The 16760-nt window shown below is 68.3% G+C and carries 19 protein-coding genes and 1 pseudogene; 10 read left to right on the forward strand and 10 right to left on the reverse strand.

Annotated features, from left to right (window positions below; genetic code table 11):
• Positions 1 to 40 precede the first annotated feature (40 nt).
• Positions 41 to 1009, forward strand: a complete 969-nt coding sequence (gene trxB, locus QM711_RS18830; RefSeq protein WP_415102184.1) for a thioredoxin-disulfide reductase — start codon at positions 41 to 43, stop codon at positions 1007 to 1009.
• 37 nt (positions 1010 to 1046) lie between these two features.
• Entirely contained in the window at positions 1047 to 1370 is a 324-nt protein-coding gene (locus QM711_RS18835; RefSeq protein WP_415102186.1) for a thioredoxin family protein, read from the forward strand.
• Here the strand turns inward: QM711_RS18835 and QM711_RS18840 are convergent.
• A complete protein-coding gene (locus QM711_RS18840) occupies positions 1363 to 1899 on the reverse strand; it encodes a hypothetical protein (RefSeq protein WP_415102188.1) in 537 nt (178 codons plus the stop codon). The two genes, QM711_RS18835 and QM711_RS18840, sit on opposite strands and share 8 nt — an antisense overlap.
• A gap of 45 nt (positions 1900 to 1944) precedes the next feature.
• On the opposite strand from QM711_RS18840, the gene QM711_RS18845 reads away from it, so the two are divergent.
• From QM711_RS18845 to QM711_RS18855, 3 genes are read left to right on the forward strand one after another with little or no spacing between them, the layout of a single operon-like run.
• Positions 1945 to 3264 (forward strand): PLP-dependent aminotransferase family protein, encoded by a 1320-nt coding sequence (locus QM711_RS18845; protein ID WP_415102190.1) that lies wholly within the window; start codon positions 1945 to 1947, stop codon positions 3262 to 3264.
• A 9-nt stretch (positions 3265 to 3273) separates the two neighbouring features.
• Positions 3274 to 4233: a D-alanine--D-alanine ligase family protein gene (locus QM711_RS18850; protein WP_415102192.1), complete on the forward strand. Its 960-nt coding sequence runs from the start codon at positions 3274 to 3276 to the stop codon at positions 4231 to 4233.
• A gap of 3 nt (positions 4234 to 4236) precedes the next feature.
• Complete coding sequence (locus tag QM711_RS18855; protein ID WP_415102194.1) at positions 4237 to 4965, forward strand: SURF1 family protein; 729 nt, start codon at positions 4237 to 4239, stop codon at positions 4963 to 4965.
• On the opposite strand, the pseudogene QM711_RS18860 reads toward QM711_RS18855, so the two are convergent.
• From QM711_RS18860 to rpmH, 9 genes and pseudogenes are all read right to left on the reverse strand, one after another.
• A pseudogene (locus tag QM711_RS18860) lies at positions 4948 to 5274 on the reverse strand (DUF3817 domain-containing protein); the annotation flags it as partial. The gene QM711_RS18855 and the pseudogene QM711_RS18860 sit on opposite strands and share 18 nt — an antisense overlap.
• Before the next feature lie 331 nt (positions 5275 to 5605).
• Complete coding sequence (locus tag QM711_RS18865) at positions 5606 to 6511, reverse strand: ParB/RepB/Spo0J family partition protein (protein ID WP_415102196.1); 906 nt, start codon at positions 6509 to 6511, stop codon at positions 5606 to 5608.
• Positions 6508 to 7425: a ParA family protein gene (locus tag QM711_RS18870; RefSeq protein WP_415102198.1), complete on the reverse strand. Its 918-nt coding sequence runs from the start codon at positions 7423 to 7425 to the stop codon at positions 6508 to 6510. Before QM711_RS18870 ends, QM711_RS18865 begins: the two co-directional genes overlap by 4 nt.
• 155 nt (positions 7426 to 7580) lie before the next feature.
• Entirely contained in the window at positions 7581 to 8171 is a 591-nt protein-coding gene (gene rsmG, locus QM711_RS18875; protein WP_415102200.1) for a 16S rRNA (guanine(527)-N(7))-methyltransferase RsmG, read from the reverse strand.
• Positions 8172 to 8357: 186 nt separating this feature from the next.
• Positions 8358 to 8903 carry a protein jag gene (locus QM711_RS18880; protein WP_415102202.1) on the reverse strand — a complete coding sequence of 182 codons (546 nt, stop codon included), beginning with the start codon at positions 8901 to 8903 and terminating at the stop codon, positions 8358 to 8360.
• Between the two features lie 48 nt (positions 8904 to 8951).
• Positions 8952 to 10040, reverse strand: a complete 1089-nt coding sequence (yidC, locus tag QM711_RS18885) for a membrane protein insertase YidC (RefSeq protein ID WP_415102319.1) — start codon at positions 10038 to 10040, stop codon at positions 8952 to 8954.
• 26 nt (positions 10041 to 10066) lie between these two features.
• Complete coding sequence (gene yidD, locus QM711_RS18890) at positions 10067 to 10348, reverse strand: membrane protein insertion efficiency factor YidD (protein ID WP_415102204.1); 282 nt, start codon at positions 10346 to 10348, stop codon at positions 10067 to 10069.
• Positions 10345 to 10677: a ribonuclease P protein component gene (rnpA, locus tag QM711_RS18895; RefSeq protein WP_415102206.1), complete on the reverse strand. Its 333-nt coding sequence runs from the start codon at positions 10675 to 10677 to the stop codon at positions 10345 to 10347. Before rnpA ends, yidD begins: the two co-directional genes overlap by 4 nt.
• A 23-nt stretch (positions 10678 to 10700) precedes the next feature.
• The gene (gene rpmH, locus QM711_RS18900; RefSeq protein WP_415102208.1) at positions 10701 to 10838 is read right to left on the reverse strand and encodes a 50S ribosomal protein L34; all 138 of its coding nucleotides are present in this window, start codon (positions 10836 to 10838) and stop codon (positions 10701 to 10703) included.
• Between the two features lie 356 nt (positions 10839 to 11194).
• Here rpmH and dnaA point away from each other — a divergent pair, with 356 nt between their 5' ends.
• From dnaA to QM711_RS18925, 5 genes are all read left to right on the forward strand, one after another.
• On the forward strand, positions 11195 to 12580 hold the full coding sequence (dnaA, locus tag QM711_RS18905) for a chromosomal replication initiator protein DnaA (RefSeq protein WP_415102321.1): 1386 nt from the start codon (positions 11195 to 11197) through the stop codon (positions 12578 to 12580).
• A 377-nt stretch (positions 12581 to 12957) separates the two neighbouring features.
• Positions 12958 to 14118, forward strand: a complete 1161-nt coding sequence (gene dnaN / locus QM711_RS18910) for a DNA polymerase III subunit beta (RefSeq protein WP_415102210.1) — start codon at positions 12958 to 12960, stop codon at positions 14116 to 14118.
• Between the two features lie 57 nt (positions 14119 to 14175).
• Positions 14176 to 15057: a phosphogluconate dehydrogenase (NAD(+)-dependent, decarboxylating) gene (gene gnd / locus QM711_RS18915; RefSeq protein WP_415102212.1), complete on the forward strand. Its 882-nt coding sequence runs from the start codon at positions 14176 to 14178 to the stop codon at positions 15055 to 15057.
• A 23-nt stretch (positions 15058 to 15080) separates the two neighbouring features.
• Complete coding sequence (gene recF, locus QM711_RS18920; protein ID WP_415102214.1) at positions 15081 to 16226, forward strand: DNA replication/repair protein RecF; 1146 nt, start codon at positions 15081 to 15083, stop codon at positions 16224 to 16226.
• Positions 16147 to 16701, forward strand: coding sequence for a DUF721 domain-containing protein (locus QM711_RS18925; protein ID WP_415102216.1), 555 nt, complete (start codon positions 16147 to 16149; stop codon positions 16699 to 16701). Before recF ends, QM711_RS18925 begins: the two co-directional genes overlap by 80 nt.
• Positions 16702 to 16760: the final 59 nt, after the last annotated feature.

Below are 16760 nucleotides of genomic sequence, written 5' to 3' on the forward strand. Positions count from 1 at the left end.
TGGTTAGGCTGAGGCCACGCCACACTCCGCAAAGGACGCCATGTCAGAGATTCACGACGTGATCATCATCGGGTCGGGCCCTTCGGGCTACACCGCCGCGATCTACGCCGCCCGCGCCGACCTCAAGCCGCTGGTCTTCGAGGGCGCGCTGGAGTCCGGAGGCGCACTGATGAACACCACCGACGTGGAGAACTTCCCCGGCTTCCCCGAGGGCATCATGGGCCCCGACCTGATGGCCAACCTGCGGGCGCAGGCCGAACGGTTCGGCGCCCGGATCGTCACCGACGACATCGTCGAGGCCGACCTGACCGGCCTGGTCAAGTCGGTGACCGACTCCGACGGCACCGTGCACCTGGCCAAGGCGGTCATCCTGGCGATGGGCTCCGGCTACCGACGACTCGGCCTGCCCGGCGAGGACCGGTTGTCCGGACGCGGGGTCAGCTGGTGTGCCACCTGCGACGGCTTCTTCTTCCGCGACAAGGACATCGCCGTGATCGGCGGCGGCGACTCCGCCCTGGAAGAGGCCACCTTCTTGTCCCGGTTCGCCTCTTCGGTCACCGTCGTGCACCGCCGCGACGAGCTGCGGGCGTCCAAGATCATGATCGCCCGCGCCGAGGCGGACCCGAAGATCGCCTTCGCCTGGAACTCGGCGGTCGCGTCCATCAACGGCGACCAGTCACTGACCTCGCTCACCCTGACCGACACGATCACCGGCGAGCAGCGCGACCTGCCGGTACAGGGCTGCTTCATCGCGATCGGCCACGATCCCCGCTCCCAGCTGGTGCAGGGCCAGGTCGAGACCGACGCCGCCGGCTACGTGCTGGTCCAGCCCGGATCGACCCGGACCAACCTGTCTGGTGTGTTCGCCGCCGGCGACCTGGTCGACCACACCTACCGCCAGGCGATCACCGCGGCCGGCACCGGCTGCTCGGCCGCCCTGGACGCCGAACGGTATCTCGCCGAGATCTCCGACATCGCTGAACTGTCCGAGCTCGAAGCTATCGTCTGATCCGACGCGTCCCCCCATCGCAACGAGAGGAATCCCCGTGGCCAACGTCACCGCCATCACCGATGAGACCTTCGATTCGAAGGTGATCCGTGCCGGCAAGCCGGTCCTGGTCGACTACTGGGCTGACTGGTGCGCGCCGTGCCGCCAGATCGCCCCGATCATCGAGGAGCTTGCCGGCGAGTTCGGCGACCGGATCGACTTCTACTCCCTCGACACCAACACCAATCCGCGGGTGCCCACCGAACAGGGCGTGCTGGGGTTGCCGACCATCCAGATCTTCTCCGGTGGCGAGGTGGTGAAGTCGTTCACCGGCGGCAAGACCAAGGCTGCACTGATCCGCGCCCTGGACGAGTTCATCTGATCGGTAGCCGCCGGGCCGGTTCCGGCGGCGCCACCGGGCGCACCGCCTGCACCAGGCGTCCGAGCTGATCGAGCGCGGAGCGTTTGGTCGCCGGGACGGCGGTGGCCAGATCGAGCCGCCAGGTGCTGGTGGCGATCGGCAGGAAGCCGGTCGCCGCCAGGAATCCGGCCGGTAACGCCGCGCAGCCTCGGTTCGGCTCGGAACCAGCCAGCACGGTCGCCACTTTGGCCCGGGAAAGTCCACCCAGCAGGGTTTGCAGCAGAGCGCGGCCGTGACCGCGGCCGGTATAGGGCTCGGCCATCCAGGCGGCACCGATCCGCGCCATCGTCACCCGGGGATCGGTAGGTGCCCCCGCTGCCATCAGCAGCAGCCCAACCCGCTGGTCGGCCTCGGTGGCGACGGCACCGCACCAGCCCCAGGCGGCCTGCGCAGCCACCATGCCCGCTTCATCGAGCGGCATGCCGCGGCCACAGCGCGGGCAACTCATGGCCCGGACGACTGCCGGCCCTACCAGTTCGAAGCTGACCACGTTGCCCTCCCGGCCTCATCTTAGGCACTGGCATAAGCTGGGCCGGTGAGCCTGCCCGAGCCCGTTCCGCGTCGTGACACCGTGCTCGACCCGTGGATCGACACCTATGCCGAACGCACCCATGGACTCACCGTTTCCGCCGTCCGGGCCTTGTTCTCGGTGGCCAACCGGCCCGAGGTGGTCTCGCTGGCCGGCGGGATGCCGAACATCGCCGACCTGCCGCGCGAAGCCCTGGGCGAGGCGATGTCGACGCTGATCCGCGAGCGCGGCACCCAGGCGATGCAGTACGGCTCGGGCCAGGGTGAACCCTTCATGCGCGAGCAGATCACCGAGGTGATGGCCGAGGAGGGCATCGACGCCCACCCCGACGACGTCGTGGTCAGCTGCGGTTCGCAGCAGGCCCTCGACCTGGTCACCCGGGTATTCTGCGATCCGGGCGACGTGATCCTGGCCGAGGCGCCGTCCTATGTGGGCGCGATCGGCACCTTCCGCGCCTACCAGGTGCAGATCGTGCACGTCGCGATGGACGAGTTCGGCATCATCCCGGACGCCGTCCGGGCGGCGGTCGCCGCCTGCCGGGCGGCCGGCCGTCCGGTGAAGTTCCTGTACACCATCCCGAACTACCAGAACCCGACCGGGGTCAGCCAGACCATCGACCGGCGGCGCGAACTGATCGAGGTCGCCGACGAGACCGGCATCCTGATCGTCGAGGACAACCCGTACGGCCTGCTGGCGATCGAGGGCGAGCCGATGCCCGCGCTGCGCTCGATGGAGAGCGACCGGGTGGTCTACCTGGGCTCGTTCTCGAAGACCTTCGCGCCAGGATTCCGGATCGGCTGGGCGCTGGCACCGCACGCCGTCCGGGAGAAGCTGACGCTGGCCCAGGAGTCGGCGACCCTGGCTCCCCCGGTGTTCAGCCAGTACGCCATCTCGACCTACCTGCACCAGTTCGACTGGCGCGCTCAGATCCAGGTGTTCCGCGACATGTACCGGTCGCGGCGGGACGCGATGCTGCAGGGCCTGGTCGAGAACATGCCGGCCGGAACCACCTGGACGCACCCCACCGGCGGCTTCTTCGTCTGGGTGACCCTGCCGGAGGGGCTCGACTCCCAGTCGATGCTGCCCCGCGCCGTCTCCGCCCGGGTCGCCTACGTACCAGGGACGGCGTTCTTCGCCGACGGGCTGGGCAGCCGGAACATGCGGCTGTCGTACTGCTTCCCCACCCCGGAGCGGATCCTGGAGGGCACCCGCCGGCTCGGCGAGGTGCTGCGCGACGAACTCGATACCCTGCACACCTTCGGCATCGGCGCCGGCGAACACCTTTACCGCGACGTCACCTCCGGTCCCGCGCCGGACATCACCTGAGGATCGATCATGAACCGCCACCCGGACACAGTCGTCGTCCTCGCTGGAGGACTCTCCCACGAACGCGATGTCTCGCTGCGCTCCGGACGCCGGGTCGCCCAGGCCCTGCGCGGCCAAGGCATCTTGGTGGTGGAGTCCGACATGACCGACGGACTGCTCGAACTGCTGGCCGGCCACCCCGGCGCCGTGGTGTTCCCGGTGCTGCACGGCGGCGACGGCGAGGACGGATCGCTGCGCCAGGTGCTGGACCTGTTCGGCGTCCCCTATGTCGGTTCCACCGGACCCGCCTCGCAGCGGGCGTTCGACAAGTCGATCTGCACGCCGCTGCTGGAGGTGACCAAACCCGCCCAGGTCGCGCTGCCGAACTCGGTCTTCCGCGAGCTCGGCGCCCGCGCCCTAGTCGCGTCCATCGTGGATCGACTCGGACTACCGCTGATGGTCAAGCCCTGCCGCAGCGGATCGGCGCTGGGCTGCACCAAGGTGACCGAGGCCGCGGCGCTGCCGGCGGCGATGGTGGCCGCCTACGCCTACGGTGAGACCGCCGTGGTGGAGCAGTTCATCGAGGGCACCGAGGTGGCCGTCACCGTTGTCGACACCGGGGACGGTCCGCGCGCGCTCCCGGCGGTGGAGATCCGGCCCCGCTCGGGGGTGTATGACTACACCGCCCGGTACACCGCCGGGGAGACCCGGTTCCTCTGCCCCGCCGAACTGTCCGACGAGGACGCCGCGGCCGCCGCCGCGCTGGCGTTGCAGGTGCACAGCCAGATCGGCCTGCGCGACCTGTCCCGCACCGACCTGATCGTCGGCGCCGACGGGCCGGTGTTCATCGAGACCAATGTGTCGCCGGGGATGACCGAGACGTCGCTGGTGCCGCTGGCGGTCGAGGCTGCCGGGGAGGACTTCGGCGAACTGTGCGCCGCGCTGGTCCGGCACGCCCACGACCGCGGCCCGGCCGTCCTCCGGGGCTGACCCGTGCCGTTGCGGGTCAAGCAGACCCTGGTCATCCTGGCCGGGGTGCTGGTTGCCGCAGTGATGACCTGGCTCGGACTGTGGCAGCTCCAGGTGTTCACCGACCAGGGCAACGCCTCAGCACACGCCCGGGCGCAGCAAGCTCCGGTCGCGCTGCTCGACTTTGTCGCGCCCAACGGCACCGTCGGCGACATCTACGGCAAGCCGGTCACCGTCTCGGGCCACTACCTGGCCGGCCAGCAGGTGCTGGTACTGGGTCCGGACGGCGTGGTGCGGGTGCTGTCGGCGCTGCAGCTGTCGGACGGACGGGTGCTGCCGGTGGTCCGCGGCACCGTCGCGCGAGGCGCGGAGGCGGGAGTGGCCCCGTCGGGTGAACGGTCCGAGGTGGGTATCTTCCTGCCGTCCGAACCCGGCGCCGATCATGCTTTGGCTAGGGGTTATGATCTGGGCTCGGTTCGCCTGCCACAGCTCGCGCAACTCTGGACCGAGCCGTTGATGCCCGGCTTCGTCACGCTGAGCGGCGAGGAATCGGCCCGGCAGGGCCTGTCCCCCGCCACCGTCACCCTGCCCGAGGGCGAAGGCTCATGGCGCAACAGCGGCTACGCCCTGCAGTGGTGGGTGTTCGCGCTGTTCGGTCTGGGGATGAGTTGGCGGATCGCTCACAGCATGGGCAAGCGCCGCGCCGGTTCACCGGGAATGGGCTCGGGCATGGGCTCACCGGACGGCGAGTAGCCGCTCCCGGACGTCCCTGGTCGCATAGCGCTCGGCCACGAACGACAGGAACGGCACAGTTCCCGCCAATGCGATCAGGATCAGCCGCAGCCAGGGCCAGTTCACCCGGCGTCCCAGATCGTAGGCGGTGATCAGCAGCAGCATGTACAGCCAGCCATGTGGCACTCCCGTCCACATCACCACGGTGTCGTTGTGACCGAGGTACTTCAGCGGCACGCCGACGCAGACCAGCACCACCAACAGGACCCCGACGATCCAGGCCATCACCCGGTAACGCAGCAGCGCGGATCGGACGGCTGGGGCATCCTCGGCAGTCATCACGCAGCCGAGGCTACCGGTGATCCCCGCTGGCGGCGCTCTCGTCCCGCCGAAGCCTGCTGCAGCAAGGATATTTGTCGACAAATAGTCTTGTAGTTAAATACCTGAATGGACGAATAAATCTGGATACCGAGTGGACGAGTGACCAGAAGAACCGTCCCCGGTGACCAAGGGGACGGTTCTCTCGGTCACCGGGGACGGTTCTCTTTGGTCACAGGGGACGGTTCTCTCGGTCACCGGGGACGGTTCTCTTGGACACCGGGGCAACCCGCGCGACGAGGATCCGCGGGCGAGCCGGGGTGACGGGCTCTCGATTCTCCGGTCAGGCCAGGAGCTCGACGAGACGTCCGAGGTCGTCGTCGTTGGCGAAGTCGATCACGATCCTGCCGCGGCCCTTGGCGCCCATCACCACATTGACCCTGGTGTCCAGTCGCTCGACGAGTCGCTCAGCGAGACCGGACGCCCGGGAGCTCGGTTCCCGGGTGATCCGCTGCCGCGGCGTCCGAGGCTCGCGTCCGTCGCCCAGGGCGACGATCTCTTCGACCGCGCGCACCGACAGGTTCTCGGCCACCACCCGCTGGGCCAGTCGTTCCATCGCCAGCGGATCGCCCAGGCCGAGGATGGCCCGCGCATGCCCGGCGCTCAGCACGCCCGCCGCGACCCGGCGCTGCACCGGAGCCGGCAGCTGCAACAGCCGGATGGTGTTACTGATATGCGGACGGCTGCGCTTGATTCGGGTGGACAGCTCTTCCTGGGTGCAGTCGAAGTCGGTGAGCAACTGCTGGTAAGCCGCCGCTTCTTCGAGCGGGTTGAGCTGGGCGCGGTGCAGATTCTCCAGCAACGCGTCCCGGAGCAGGTCGTGTTCGGCGGTCGGCCGTACGATCGCCGGAATCGTCGCCAAGCCTGCGGCCTGGGTGGCGCGCAGCCGGCGCTCCCCCATCACCAGCTCGTACCCGTCCTCGCCGAGCGGACGAGCCACGATCGGCTGCAGCAGTCCGACCTCGCGGATCGACTCGACCAGCTCGTCCAGCGCGTCCTCTTCGAACACCTGACGCGGCTGTTTCGGGTTGGGCCGGATGCTGTCAACAGAGAGTTCGGCGTAGTAGGAGCCCTGTGGAGGTTCCACCGCCAGCGGCTGCTCGCGATGCGGCTCGAGTTCTGGGTCAGTCCGGTGAATCAGGTCGCCGAGGCCGCGTCCGAGGCCGGTTCTGGGTTTGGCGATGGTCATCGTCGTCCTTTCGCAGTGGATCCGCGCCGAGCGAGTTCTTCGGCGGCAGCCAGATAGGCCTGCGCGCCCGCGGAAGCGCGGTGATAGGTGATCACCGTCTGCCCGTAGCTCGGCGCCTCGGAGACCCGGACCGATCGGGGGATAGCGGTGGGCAGCGTCTCGGCAGCGAAGTGGGTGCGGACTTCGTTGGCCACTTGAGCGGAGAGCCGGGTCCGAGCGTCGTACATGGTGAGCACGATGGTGGACAGCCGAAGCCGATCGTTCATCGTGCCCTTGACCATGTCGATCGTGCGCAACAGTTGGGAGACCCCTTCGAGCGCGTAGTACTCGCACTGGATCGGCACCAGCAGCTCCCGAGCGGCGACCAGTGCGTTGAGCGTGAGTAGGCCCAGGGACGGCGGGCAGTCGATGAAGATGTAGTCGATACGGTGCCGGGCGGTCAGACGCTCGATTGCTCGGAGCAGACGGCTCTCCCGGCCCGGGACGTCCACCAGGCCGATCTCGGCGCCGGCGAGATCGATGGTGGCCGGCAGCACCCAGAGATTCGCTGCCTCGGGGGAGTGCTGGACGTGGCGCTCGATCGGGGCGCCGTCGATCAGCACCTCGTACGTGCCGGCGATTCCGGACTCATGCGCGACGCCCAGAGCGGTGGACGCGTTGCCCTGGGGGTCCAGGTCGATCACCAGCACACTGAGGCCACCAGCCGCTAGCCCGGCGGCCAGGTTCACCGCCGTGGTGGTCTTGCCGACCCCGCCCTTCTGGTTTGCGATGACGATCACCCGGGTGGCGTCCGGAACTGGAAGCTCCGGGGTTTCACGTGAAACTGCGGCAGCAACGTCCGGCAAATCAGCTGGACTGGGGGCGAACTCTTCGGTGTCGTAGGCGACTCGGCGCGGTGCGACGGATTGGGTCATCGGCGATTCCTCGCTGGGTGGGGGAGAGTTTCACGTGAAACGGCCGTCATCGTTTCCTGCCTGTCGTTGCCGAAATCATGCTCGACTCCGAGCCTATCGCCGGAAGACCGAGGTTCGACGGTGGCGCGGCGCGTGGCGGCAGACATGCGCCCGCGTCAACGAATGCGGACCACCCAGGTTGCCTCGCCGGACCCCTCAGCCCGAACGGCCAGCACCTCTCCGCTCAGGCGGCGCTTGCGTAGCGTCTTCTGGACGTCGAGAAGCTCGCCTTCGGCGCTCTCACCCTTGAGCGCGAGCAACTCGCCACCGGGTGCCAACAGCGGCAGACACCAGCCGAGCAGCTTCGGCAGCGCGGCGACAGCACGCGCGGTGACCACGTCATACTGCGACCGGTGGTCCTCGGCACGCGCTCGCACCACCGTCACCCGGTCGGCGAGGTCGAGTTCGGCGACCACCTCAGTAAGAAAGTTCGCTCGGCGCAGGAGTGGCTCCAGCAGGGTCACCGACAGATCGGGCCGAGCGATCGCCAGCGGGAGGCCCGGCAGTCCGGCGCCCGACCCGACGTCCACCACGGTGCAGCCCTCACCGATCAGCCCGCTGATCGCCAGCGAGTTCAACACATGCCGCGGCCACAGTCGATCGACCTCGCGCGGCCCGATCAGCCCCCAGTCGACACCTCGACTTGCCAATATGTCGACATATCGCTCTGCGGTTGCGTATCCCTCGCCGAATGCGGTCTCTGCCATCTGCACTCACCTTGTCTACATGCAGATGCAATGGCTGGTCGAACCCCCCGTCCACGCTCTCGTTCGTGCACCGTGCTGTGAGGTGGATAGTGCGCTGGCCGAGTTCGTCGAGACCACGGAAGCCCGATCAGCGAATGGAACACAGAACGGCCGGGGGAGTGCTCCCCCGGCCGTCCACCACGATCGTCAGTTCTTGGGTAGTACCACCACGCGACGCCGGGGCTCCTCGCCCTCGGACTCGCTGACCAGGCCTGCGGCCGCGACGGCGTCGTGGACGATCTTGCGCTCGAACGGGTTCATCGGGGACAGCCGGACGGCCTCGCCGGTCTCGATCACCTCGGCGATGGCGTCCTTGGCCAGCACTTCCAGCTCCTTGCGGCGCTTGTCGCGATGACCTGCGACGTCGAGCATCAGCCGGGACCGGTGCCCGGTCTCGGTCATCACCGCGAGCCTGGCCAGCTCCTGCAGTGCCTCCAGCACCTCGCCGTCGCGGCCGACCAGGATCTCCGCATCGGTGACAATCGAGACATGGGCGCGTCCGCCCTCGTTGAAGGTGTCGATGTCGCCGTCCAGGTCGGCGATGTCGAGCAGTTCCTCCAGGTAGTCGGCGGCGATCTCGCCCTCGTTCACCAGCGCCTGCTCGCGCTTGGACCGTCCGCTCTCGCCACCCTCCGCGGGTTCGGTGGTCTCGGCGACCTCGACGACCTCGAGCTCGGTGGTTGCTTCACTCATCGTTCAGAATCTCCTGTCGGCGCCGCATGGACGGCGCGAGATGTCGGCTCAGGCCTGGCCGGGGTTGGTCTTGGGCTTGGGCGGCCCCTGCTTGCGCGAGGCCCGGTTGGACCGCTGCGGCTGTTGCCGCTGCACCTGCTGACGCTGCACCTGGGCCGGCGATCCGGCGTCCGTGCCGGATTTGTCCGTGGTGGCCCCGGAGTTGCCCTGCCGGGCGACCTTCGTCGGGTCCGTCGCCGGGGCCTCGGCAGCCGGACGACGCCGCTTGCCGGAGCGCTTCCGGGCGAGTTCCTCGGGGTCCTTGCCCTTGGCTCGCATCCGCTCCTCCCAGTCGAGGTAGGCGGGCGTGTTCGGAGCAGGGTTGTTGTGGATGAGGATGTACTGCTGGGCCATCGTCCAGGTGTTCGAGATCAGCCAGTAGAGCAGCACACCGACGGGGATGTTCACGCCCATGAACAGGTACATGAACGGGAAGACGTACAGCATGATCTTCTGCTGCTGGGCGAACTGCCCGGTCAAGGCCTCGGGGGGCATGTTCTTGCGCATCAGCTGCAGCTGGGTGACGAATAGCACCGCGGTCATGCTGATCACCAGCGCCGCGCAAAGGATCTGGGTCGCGCCGAAGCCGTCGGTCAACGGCCAGAAGATGCCGGACAGCTTGGCGCCGAAGATGGTCGCGTTGCGCAGCGATTCGGACTGGGCGACGGTGAGGACGCCGATCGCATGACCCTGCGAGGCGTTCCACAACACCTGGTAGAGCGCGATGAAGATCGGCATCTGGAGCAGCAGCGGCAGGCAGGAGGCCATCGGGTTGACCCCCTCCTCCTTGTACAGCTTCATCGTCTCCTGGCCGAGCCGCTCGCGGTCATGGCCGTACTTCTCCTGAAGCTTCTTCATCTGCGGCTGCAGCACCTGCATGTTCCGCGATGACCGGATCTGCCGGACGAACAGCGGGATCAGCAGGGTCCGGATGACCACCGTCAGCGAGATGATCGCCAGCGCCCAGGACCAGCCGTTCTCGGTGCCCAGGAACGAGGCGTAGATGGAGTGGAAGCTGGACATGATCCACGACACCGCCAGGTACAGCGGCTGCATCATGGTGTTCAGCGCACCGAGGAAGTCACCCCACAGGTCCATCGGCACGATCTGCGGAATCGGTGGGATCACGTTGCTCCTCGGAGTTGAGTTGGAGAGGTCAAGGCTTGTTCGGCCGCCCAGGCGCGCGCGGCATCGGTGCCGGGAACGGGGTCGTAACCACCCGGCGACCACGGGTGACAGTGCACCAGCCGGCGCACGGCGAGGCCGCTGCCACGCCAGGCGCCGTGCACGGTGACGGACTCCAGGGCGTAGGCCGAGCACGAGGGGTAGTACTTGCACACCGGGCCGTAGAGCGGGCTGATCACCGCTCGGTAGGCGCGCAGTAGCGCAATCAGCAGGTTCTTCACGAGACGATCAGGCGCTTCGTCGCCGCCGTCCACGCCGAGTCGAGGTCGTCGGCCAGGCCGCCCGGGCGGGGCAGGGCGCGCACCACGACGTCCAGTTCGAACGGCGCCGCGGCCAGCCGGCCGGCGACCAGGTGTCGCAACTGCCGCTTCACCCGGTTCCGGGTGACGGAGTTGCCGATCGCTTTGGACACGACAAAACCCGCCCTCGACGGCGGGTGGTCGGTGCGCACCATGTGCAGCACCAGCGTCGGGCGTCCGGTCCGGACGCCCCGGCGCACGGTGGCACGGAAGTCCTCGGCGGTGCGAAGCCGCGCGGCCTTGGCCAGCACCTGAACGGCTCGGTTGGGGTTGCTCAGCCGGCGAGGCGGACGCGGCCCCGGCTGCGGCGGGCCGAGATGATGGCGCGCCCGGCGCGGGTGCGCATCCGGAGGCGGAAGCCATGGGTGCGGCTGCGTCGCCGATTGCTCGGCTGGAAAGTGCGCTTGCTCACGGAAGTACTCCCCGTTTCAGTGTCACGTCTTGCTGGAACCGATGCGCCCACTCCGGGCGCACGTTAGGGGTCGCTGGCGGCGACCTGCCAAGGTTACGCGGCACCGGCTATCCGGGGCAAACCGAGGCGGCTCGGACGGCGTCGAGTCGACACGCCGAGGAACACGGAAGTTTCCGTTCACCAGTTTGCGGATGGCCCGGGGGCGAGCTAGCGTTTCGCTCCGTTGGCCAGTTGGTGCGGTGCCGGTTTCCCTCCGGGCCTCCCTCTTGTTCACACCCTGTGGAAAACTTGTGTGGACGACGTGGTCGACCCAGGACGTTCCAGGGAAGGGAGCAGCCCAGGTGCCGACCACCCAGATGCTCGCTCCCGACGGTCCGGGAGATCTGGAAGACGCCTGGCGGTTCGTACTGTCGGAGGCCGACTCCCCGTCCCGCGCCTGGCTGAGCAGCACCCGCGCCGCCACGATGCACGACAGCACCTTCATCGTCAGCGTGCCCAACGACTTCACTCGCAGCCGGATCGAGTCACGGCTGCGCAGCTGGGTGGAAGACCGGCTGACCACCTACTTCGGCCGCCCGATCGGCATCGCCACGGTCATCCTGCCCAGCGTCGCCGACGAGACTCAGACTCACGACCTCCCCGCGGCCGCCGACGAAGCCAGCAACGCCGAGCCAGACGCCCGCCTCCAGCCCGACGGGCGACTGGCCGGACGGCTGAACGCCAAGTACACCTTCGAGTCGTTCGTCATCGGCAGCTCGAACCGGTTCGCCCATGCGGCGGCGGTCGCGGTCGCCGAGGCTCCCGGCAAGGCCTACAACCCGCTGATGATCTATGGGGAGTCCGGGCTCGGCAAGACCCACCTGCTCCACGCCCTGGGCCACTACATCCGCAGCTACCACTCCGGCCGGCGGATCAAGTACGTCTCCACCGAAGAGCTCACCAACGACTTCATCAACGCCATCAGCGACAACCGGACGGCCGACTTCCGCCGGGCCTATCGCGATGTGGACGTGCTGCTGGTCGACGACATCCAGTTCCTGGAGTCCAAGATCCAGACCCAGGAGGAGTTCTTCCACACCTTCAACACCCTGCACACCGCACAGAAGCAGATCGTCATCACCTCCGACCGGCCGCCGAAGTCGCTGGAGGCCCTGGAGCCCCGGTTGCGAAGCCGCTTCGAGTGGGGCCTGATGACCGACATCCAGCCGCCCGACCTGGAAACCCGGATCGCGATCCTGCGCAAGAAGGCCGCCGCTGAACGACTCACCGCCGGCCCGGACGTCCTGGAGTTCATCGCCAGCAAGATCCCGACCAACATCCGCGAACTCGAGGGCGCACTGATCCGGGTCACCGCGTTCGCCAGCCTCAACCGGCAGGAGGTCGACCTCAAGCTTGCCGAGGTGGTTCTCCGAGACCTGATCACCAACGGCGACGAGGCCCCGATCACCGCGGTGCTGATCCAGTCCGAGACCGCCGACTACTTCTCGATCAGCACCGACGACCTGTGCGGCACCAGCCGCGTCCAGGGCGTGGTGATGGCCCGGCAGATGGCGATGTACCTGTGCCGCGAGCTCACCGACCTGTCGCTGCCCAAGATCGGTCAGTCCTTCGGCGGCCGAGACCACACCACGGTGATGCACGCCAACAAGAAGATCCGGCACCTGATGACCGAGGACCGCAAGGTCTTCAACCAGGTCACCGAGCTCACCAACCGGATCAAGCAGCGCGCCGCCCAGCGCTGATCCGCAACCTGCCGGATCGTAGCGGGACCGGGCGATCCGCCCGCCCATGTCACCTCCGGGGACGTCCCGATTCCGATCTCCGAGCGGTGCAGAAGTGCTGTGGACAACCCCCCGACCTGTGGACGGCCACCTCCGCGCCTTAGGCCGTCCGCAACTACTACCCGTGTGATTTCGACTTCTCCACACCCTCGCATACCGGCGAATTGCCTTCTGACAAGGCTTGTCAAGTGTTCTCCACAGTATCCACAGCAGTGATGACTACGAGTGATCTATGTGCAACGAAGAACACTCAAAGTAACCCGGTCCCCAACATGTGGAAGCGGCCCCGAACCGCACGGATATGATCATCGTCCCGGAGTACTGAGCAAGGGAGCCCCGTGAAGATCCGCCTCGATCGTGATGTTCTCGCCGAAGCCGTCGCTTGGACGGCGCGCAGCCTGCCGACCAGGCCGAGCGTCCCGATTCTCGCCGGGCTGCTGGTGAAGGCCGCCAACGGTCAGGTGGTGATGTCGAGCTTCGACTACGAGACCTCCGCCCAGATCGGTGTGCCCGCGCAGGTCAGCGACGACGGCCTGGCGCTGGTCTCCGGCAAGCTGTTGGCCGACATCGCCCGGTCGCTGCCGAACAAGCCGGTCGACATCACCGCGGACACCATTCGGATGGAGCTGGTCTGCGGCAGTGCCCGCTTCACCCTGCAGACGCTCCCGGTCGACGACTACCCGGCGCTGCCGGCGATGCCCGAGGCGACCGGCACGGTGAAGAGCGAAGACTTCTCCCGGGCGGTCGCCCAGGTGGTGGTGGCCGCCGGACGCGACGAGCTGCTGCCAGTGTTCACCGGCGTCCGGATGGAGATCGAGGGCGACACGTTGTCGTTGCTTGCCACCGACCGGTACCGGATGGCGCTGAAAGAGATCCCGTGGAACCCGACCGGCTCCCGCGCCGACGGTGCCGCGCTGGTGCCCGCCAAGGTTCTCGGCGAGACCGCCAAGTCGATGACCGCAGGAGAGGTGGTCACCCTCAGCCTGGCCAGCCCGGGGTCCGGCGACGGCCTGATCGGCTTCGAGGGTGACGGCGCGGCCGGCGTCCGTGAGATCACCACCCGGTTGCTGGACGGCGAGTTCCCCAAGGTGCGCCACCTGATGAACGTGCAGGCCACGGTGACCGTTCGGGCGAACACGGCTGAGGTGATCGCCGCGGTGAAGCGGGTGGCGCTGGTGGCCGAGCGGAACACCTCGTTGCGGATGTTGATCGGCGAGGGGTCGATCACCCTGGAGGCAGCCACCGGGGACCAGGCCCAGGCGGTCGAGGCGCTGGAGGCTGTGGTCACCGACGAGACCGGCGCCGGGTTGTCGATGACGGCGGCCGGCTTCAACCCGCACTACCTCGCCGATGCCCTGTCGGCTCTCGATGCGCCCTACGTGCACTTCTCGTTCACCGCCCCCGGCAAGCCGTGCCTGCTGACCGCGCTGAGCGAGATCGACGGCGAGCAGCAGACCGACTACCGGCACGTGATCATGCTGATGCGGCTACCGGCCTGAGTCGGCGCCGGGTACCGTCGCTGTCGCAACGGGTCACGATGTGGAGCGGAGACAGCGATGGAACTCGGTCTGGTCGGCCTCGGCAAGATGGGCAACAACATGCGCGAGCGGTTGCGCCGCGCCGGGCACACCGTGGTCGGTTACGACCGCAACCCCGAGGTGAGCGACGCCACCTCGCTGACCGACATGGTCGGCCGGCTCAGCGGCACCAAGGTGGTCTGGGTGATGCTGCCGATCCAGGTGGTCGACCAGGTGATCGACGAGCTGAAAGCTCTACTGGCGCCGGGCGATCTGGTGATCGACGGTGGGAATACCAAGTGGACCGCCGACAGCCGGAACGCTCAATCTCTCGCTGAGAAGGGAATTCACTTCCTGGACTGCGGTGTCTCGGGCGGCGTGTGGGGGCTCCAGAACGGTTACGCCCTGATGGTCGGCGGCGACCCGGCCGACGTGGCGCTCGCGCGTCCGATCTTCGATGCCTTGAAGCCGGCCGGGGACTACGGTTTCGTGCACGCCGGCGAGGTCGGCGCCGGGCACTTCGCGAAGATGGTCCACAACGGCATCGAGTACGGCCTGATGCAGGCCTACGCCGAGGGCTGGGAACTGCTCGAGGCGGCCGGCAACGTGACCAACGTGCCGCAGGTCTTCAACTCGTGGCGTGAGGGCACGGTGATCCGCTCCTGGCTGCTCGACCTGATGGTCCGCGCCTTGGACGCCGATCCGCACCTGACCACCATCGAGGGCTACGCCGCGGACTCGGGCGAAGGGCGGTGGACGGTGAACGCGGCGGTCGAGCTGGGCGTCCCGGTACCGACGATGGCCGCCGCGCTGTTCGCCCGGTTCACCTCGCAGCAGGACGACTCGCCGTCGATGAAAATGGTGGCCGCGATGCGGAACCAGTTCGGCGGGCACGCGGTCAAAGCCGACGGCGATCGCTAGCGGTACTGCCGTAAGGTGACGGCGTGTTCGTCACCCACCTCTCGCTCGCGGACTTCCGTTCGTACCCGAGCGTGGAGCTGGCGCTGGAGCCGGGCGTGACCACGTTCACCGGCGCCAATGGGCAGGGCAAGACGAACCTGATCGAGGCGGTCGACTACCTGGCCACGCTGGGTTCGCACCGGGTCGCGTCCGAGGTTCCGCTGATCCGGCACGCGGCCGAGCGGGCCATCGTCCGGGCCCGGGTGCAGGCCGGGCTGGAAGATCCGCGACAGTTGTTGCTCGAGGTCGAGCTGCTGCCCGGACGGCAGAACCGGGCCAGCCTGAACCGGGCGCCGCTGCGCCGGCCGCGCGAGTTGCTCGGCGCGCTGCGCACGGTGGTGTTCTCGCCCGAGGACCTGGCCCTGGTCAAAGGCGATCCGAGCGAGCGGCGCCGGTTCATCGACGAACTGATCACCACCCGGTGGCCCCGGCTGGCCGGCGTTCGTGCCGACTACGACCGGGTGCTGCGACAACGCTCGACCTTGTTGAAGTCACTGTCGGGCCGCTCCCGGGCGGTCCCGGACGGCGCAGCGGCCACCTTGGAGGTCTGGGACGAGTCGCTGGCCGGTTTCGGCGCCGAACTGGTGCACGCCCGCGTCCGGACGCTGGCGGACCTGACGCCACACGTCCAGCGGGCCTACGCGGCGATCGCCCCGGCCAACAACGACGCCGTGCTCGACTATCGCAGCAGCATCGGGCCCACGCCCGAGACATCGGCCGAAGAGTTGCAGGCCCGGCTGATCCTGGCCATGTCGCAGCGACGCTCGGACGAGATCGCCCGGGGGGTCTGCCTGGTCGGACCGCACCGCGATGACATCGTGCTGGGCCTGGGCGAGCTGCCGGCCAAGGGCTATGCCTCGCACGGGGAGTCCTGGTCGTTCGCGCTGGCGCTGAAGCTGGCCGCGTTCGATCTGCTGCGTACCGATGGGGTCGAGCCGGTGCTGATCCTCGACGACGTGTTCGCCGAACTCGACCAGGTGCGGCGGGAGCGGCTGGCCGGCATGATCGCCGGGGCCGAGCAGGTGTTGATCACCGCGGCGGTCGCCGCCGATGTGCCGGACGTGCTGGGTGGTCGCCGCTACACCGTCGGCGACGGAGCCGTCCGGGCGGGTGACGATGTCCGAGCATGACCCGGCCGGGGTCGACCTGGCCCGGCTGATCGCCCGCAACGCGCAAGGGGTGCCGTCCGCGCCCTCGCCCCGGAAGAAGCGGTCCGGCAAGCCCAAACCCGAGCGGACCCGGGACGCCGCTGATCCGCAGCCGCTCGGCGAGGCCCTGGACGAGTTGATCGCCAGCCGCGGCTGGTCGACCTCGGTGAGCCTGCACCATCTGCTCGGCCGTTGGGCCGACCTGGTCGGGGCTGCGAACGCCGAGCACTCTCAACCGGAGGGCTTTCACCAGGCCGTGCTGACCGTCCGGACCGACTCGACCGCCTGGGCAACCAATCTGCGTTTGCTGGCGCCGGCGATCGTCGCCCGGCTCAACGAACAGCTGGGCGACGGGACGGTGACCCGGATCGTGGTGAAGGGACCGGACGCCCCGAGCTGGAAGCATGGTCGGCGCAGCGTCCGGGACGGCCGCGGACCGCGGGACACCTACGGCTGAGTGACCGGGAGAACCGTCCCCAGTGACCAAGGGGACGGTCCCCGGTGACCGGGAGAACC

Origin of the sequence: Micropruina sp. (genome assembly GCF_047602385.1) — a bacterium.
GTDB lineage: Bacteria > Actinomycetota > Actinomycetes > Propionibacteriales > Propionibacteriaceae > Micropruina.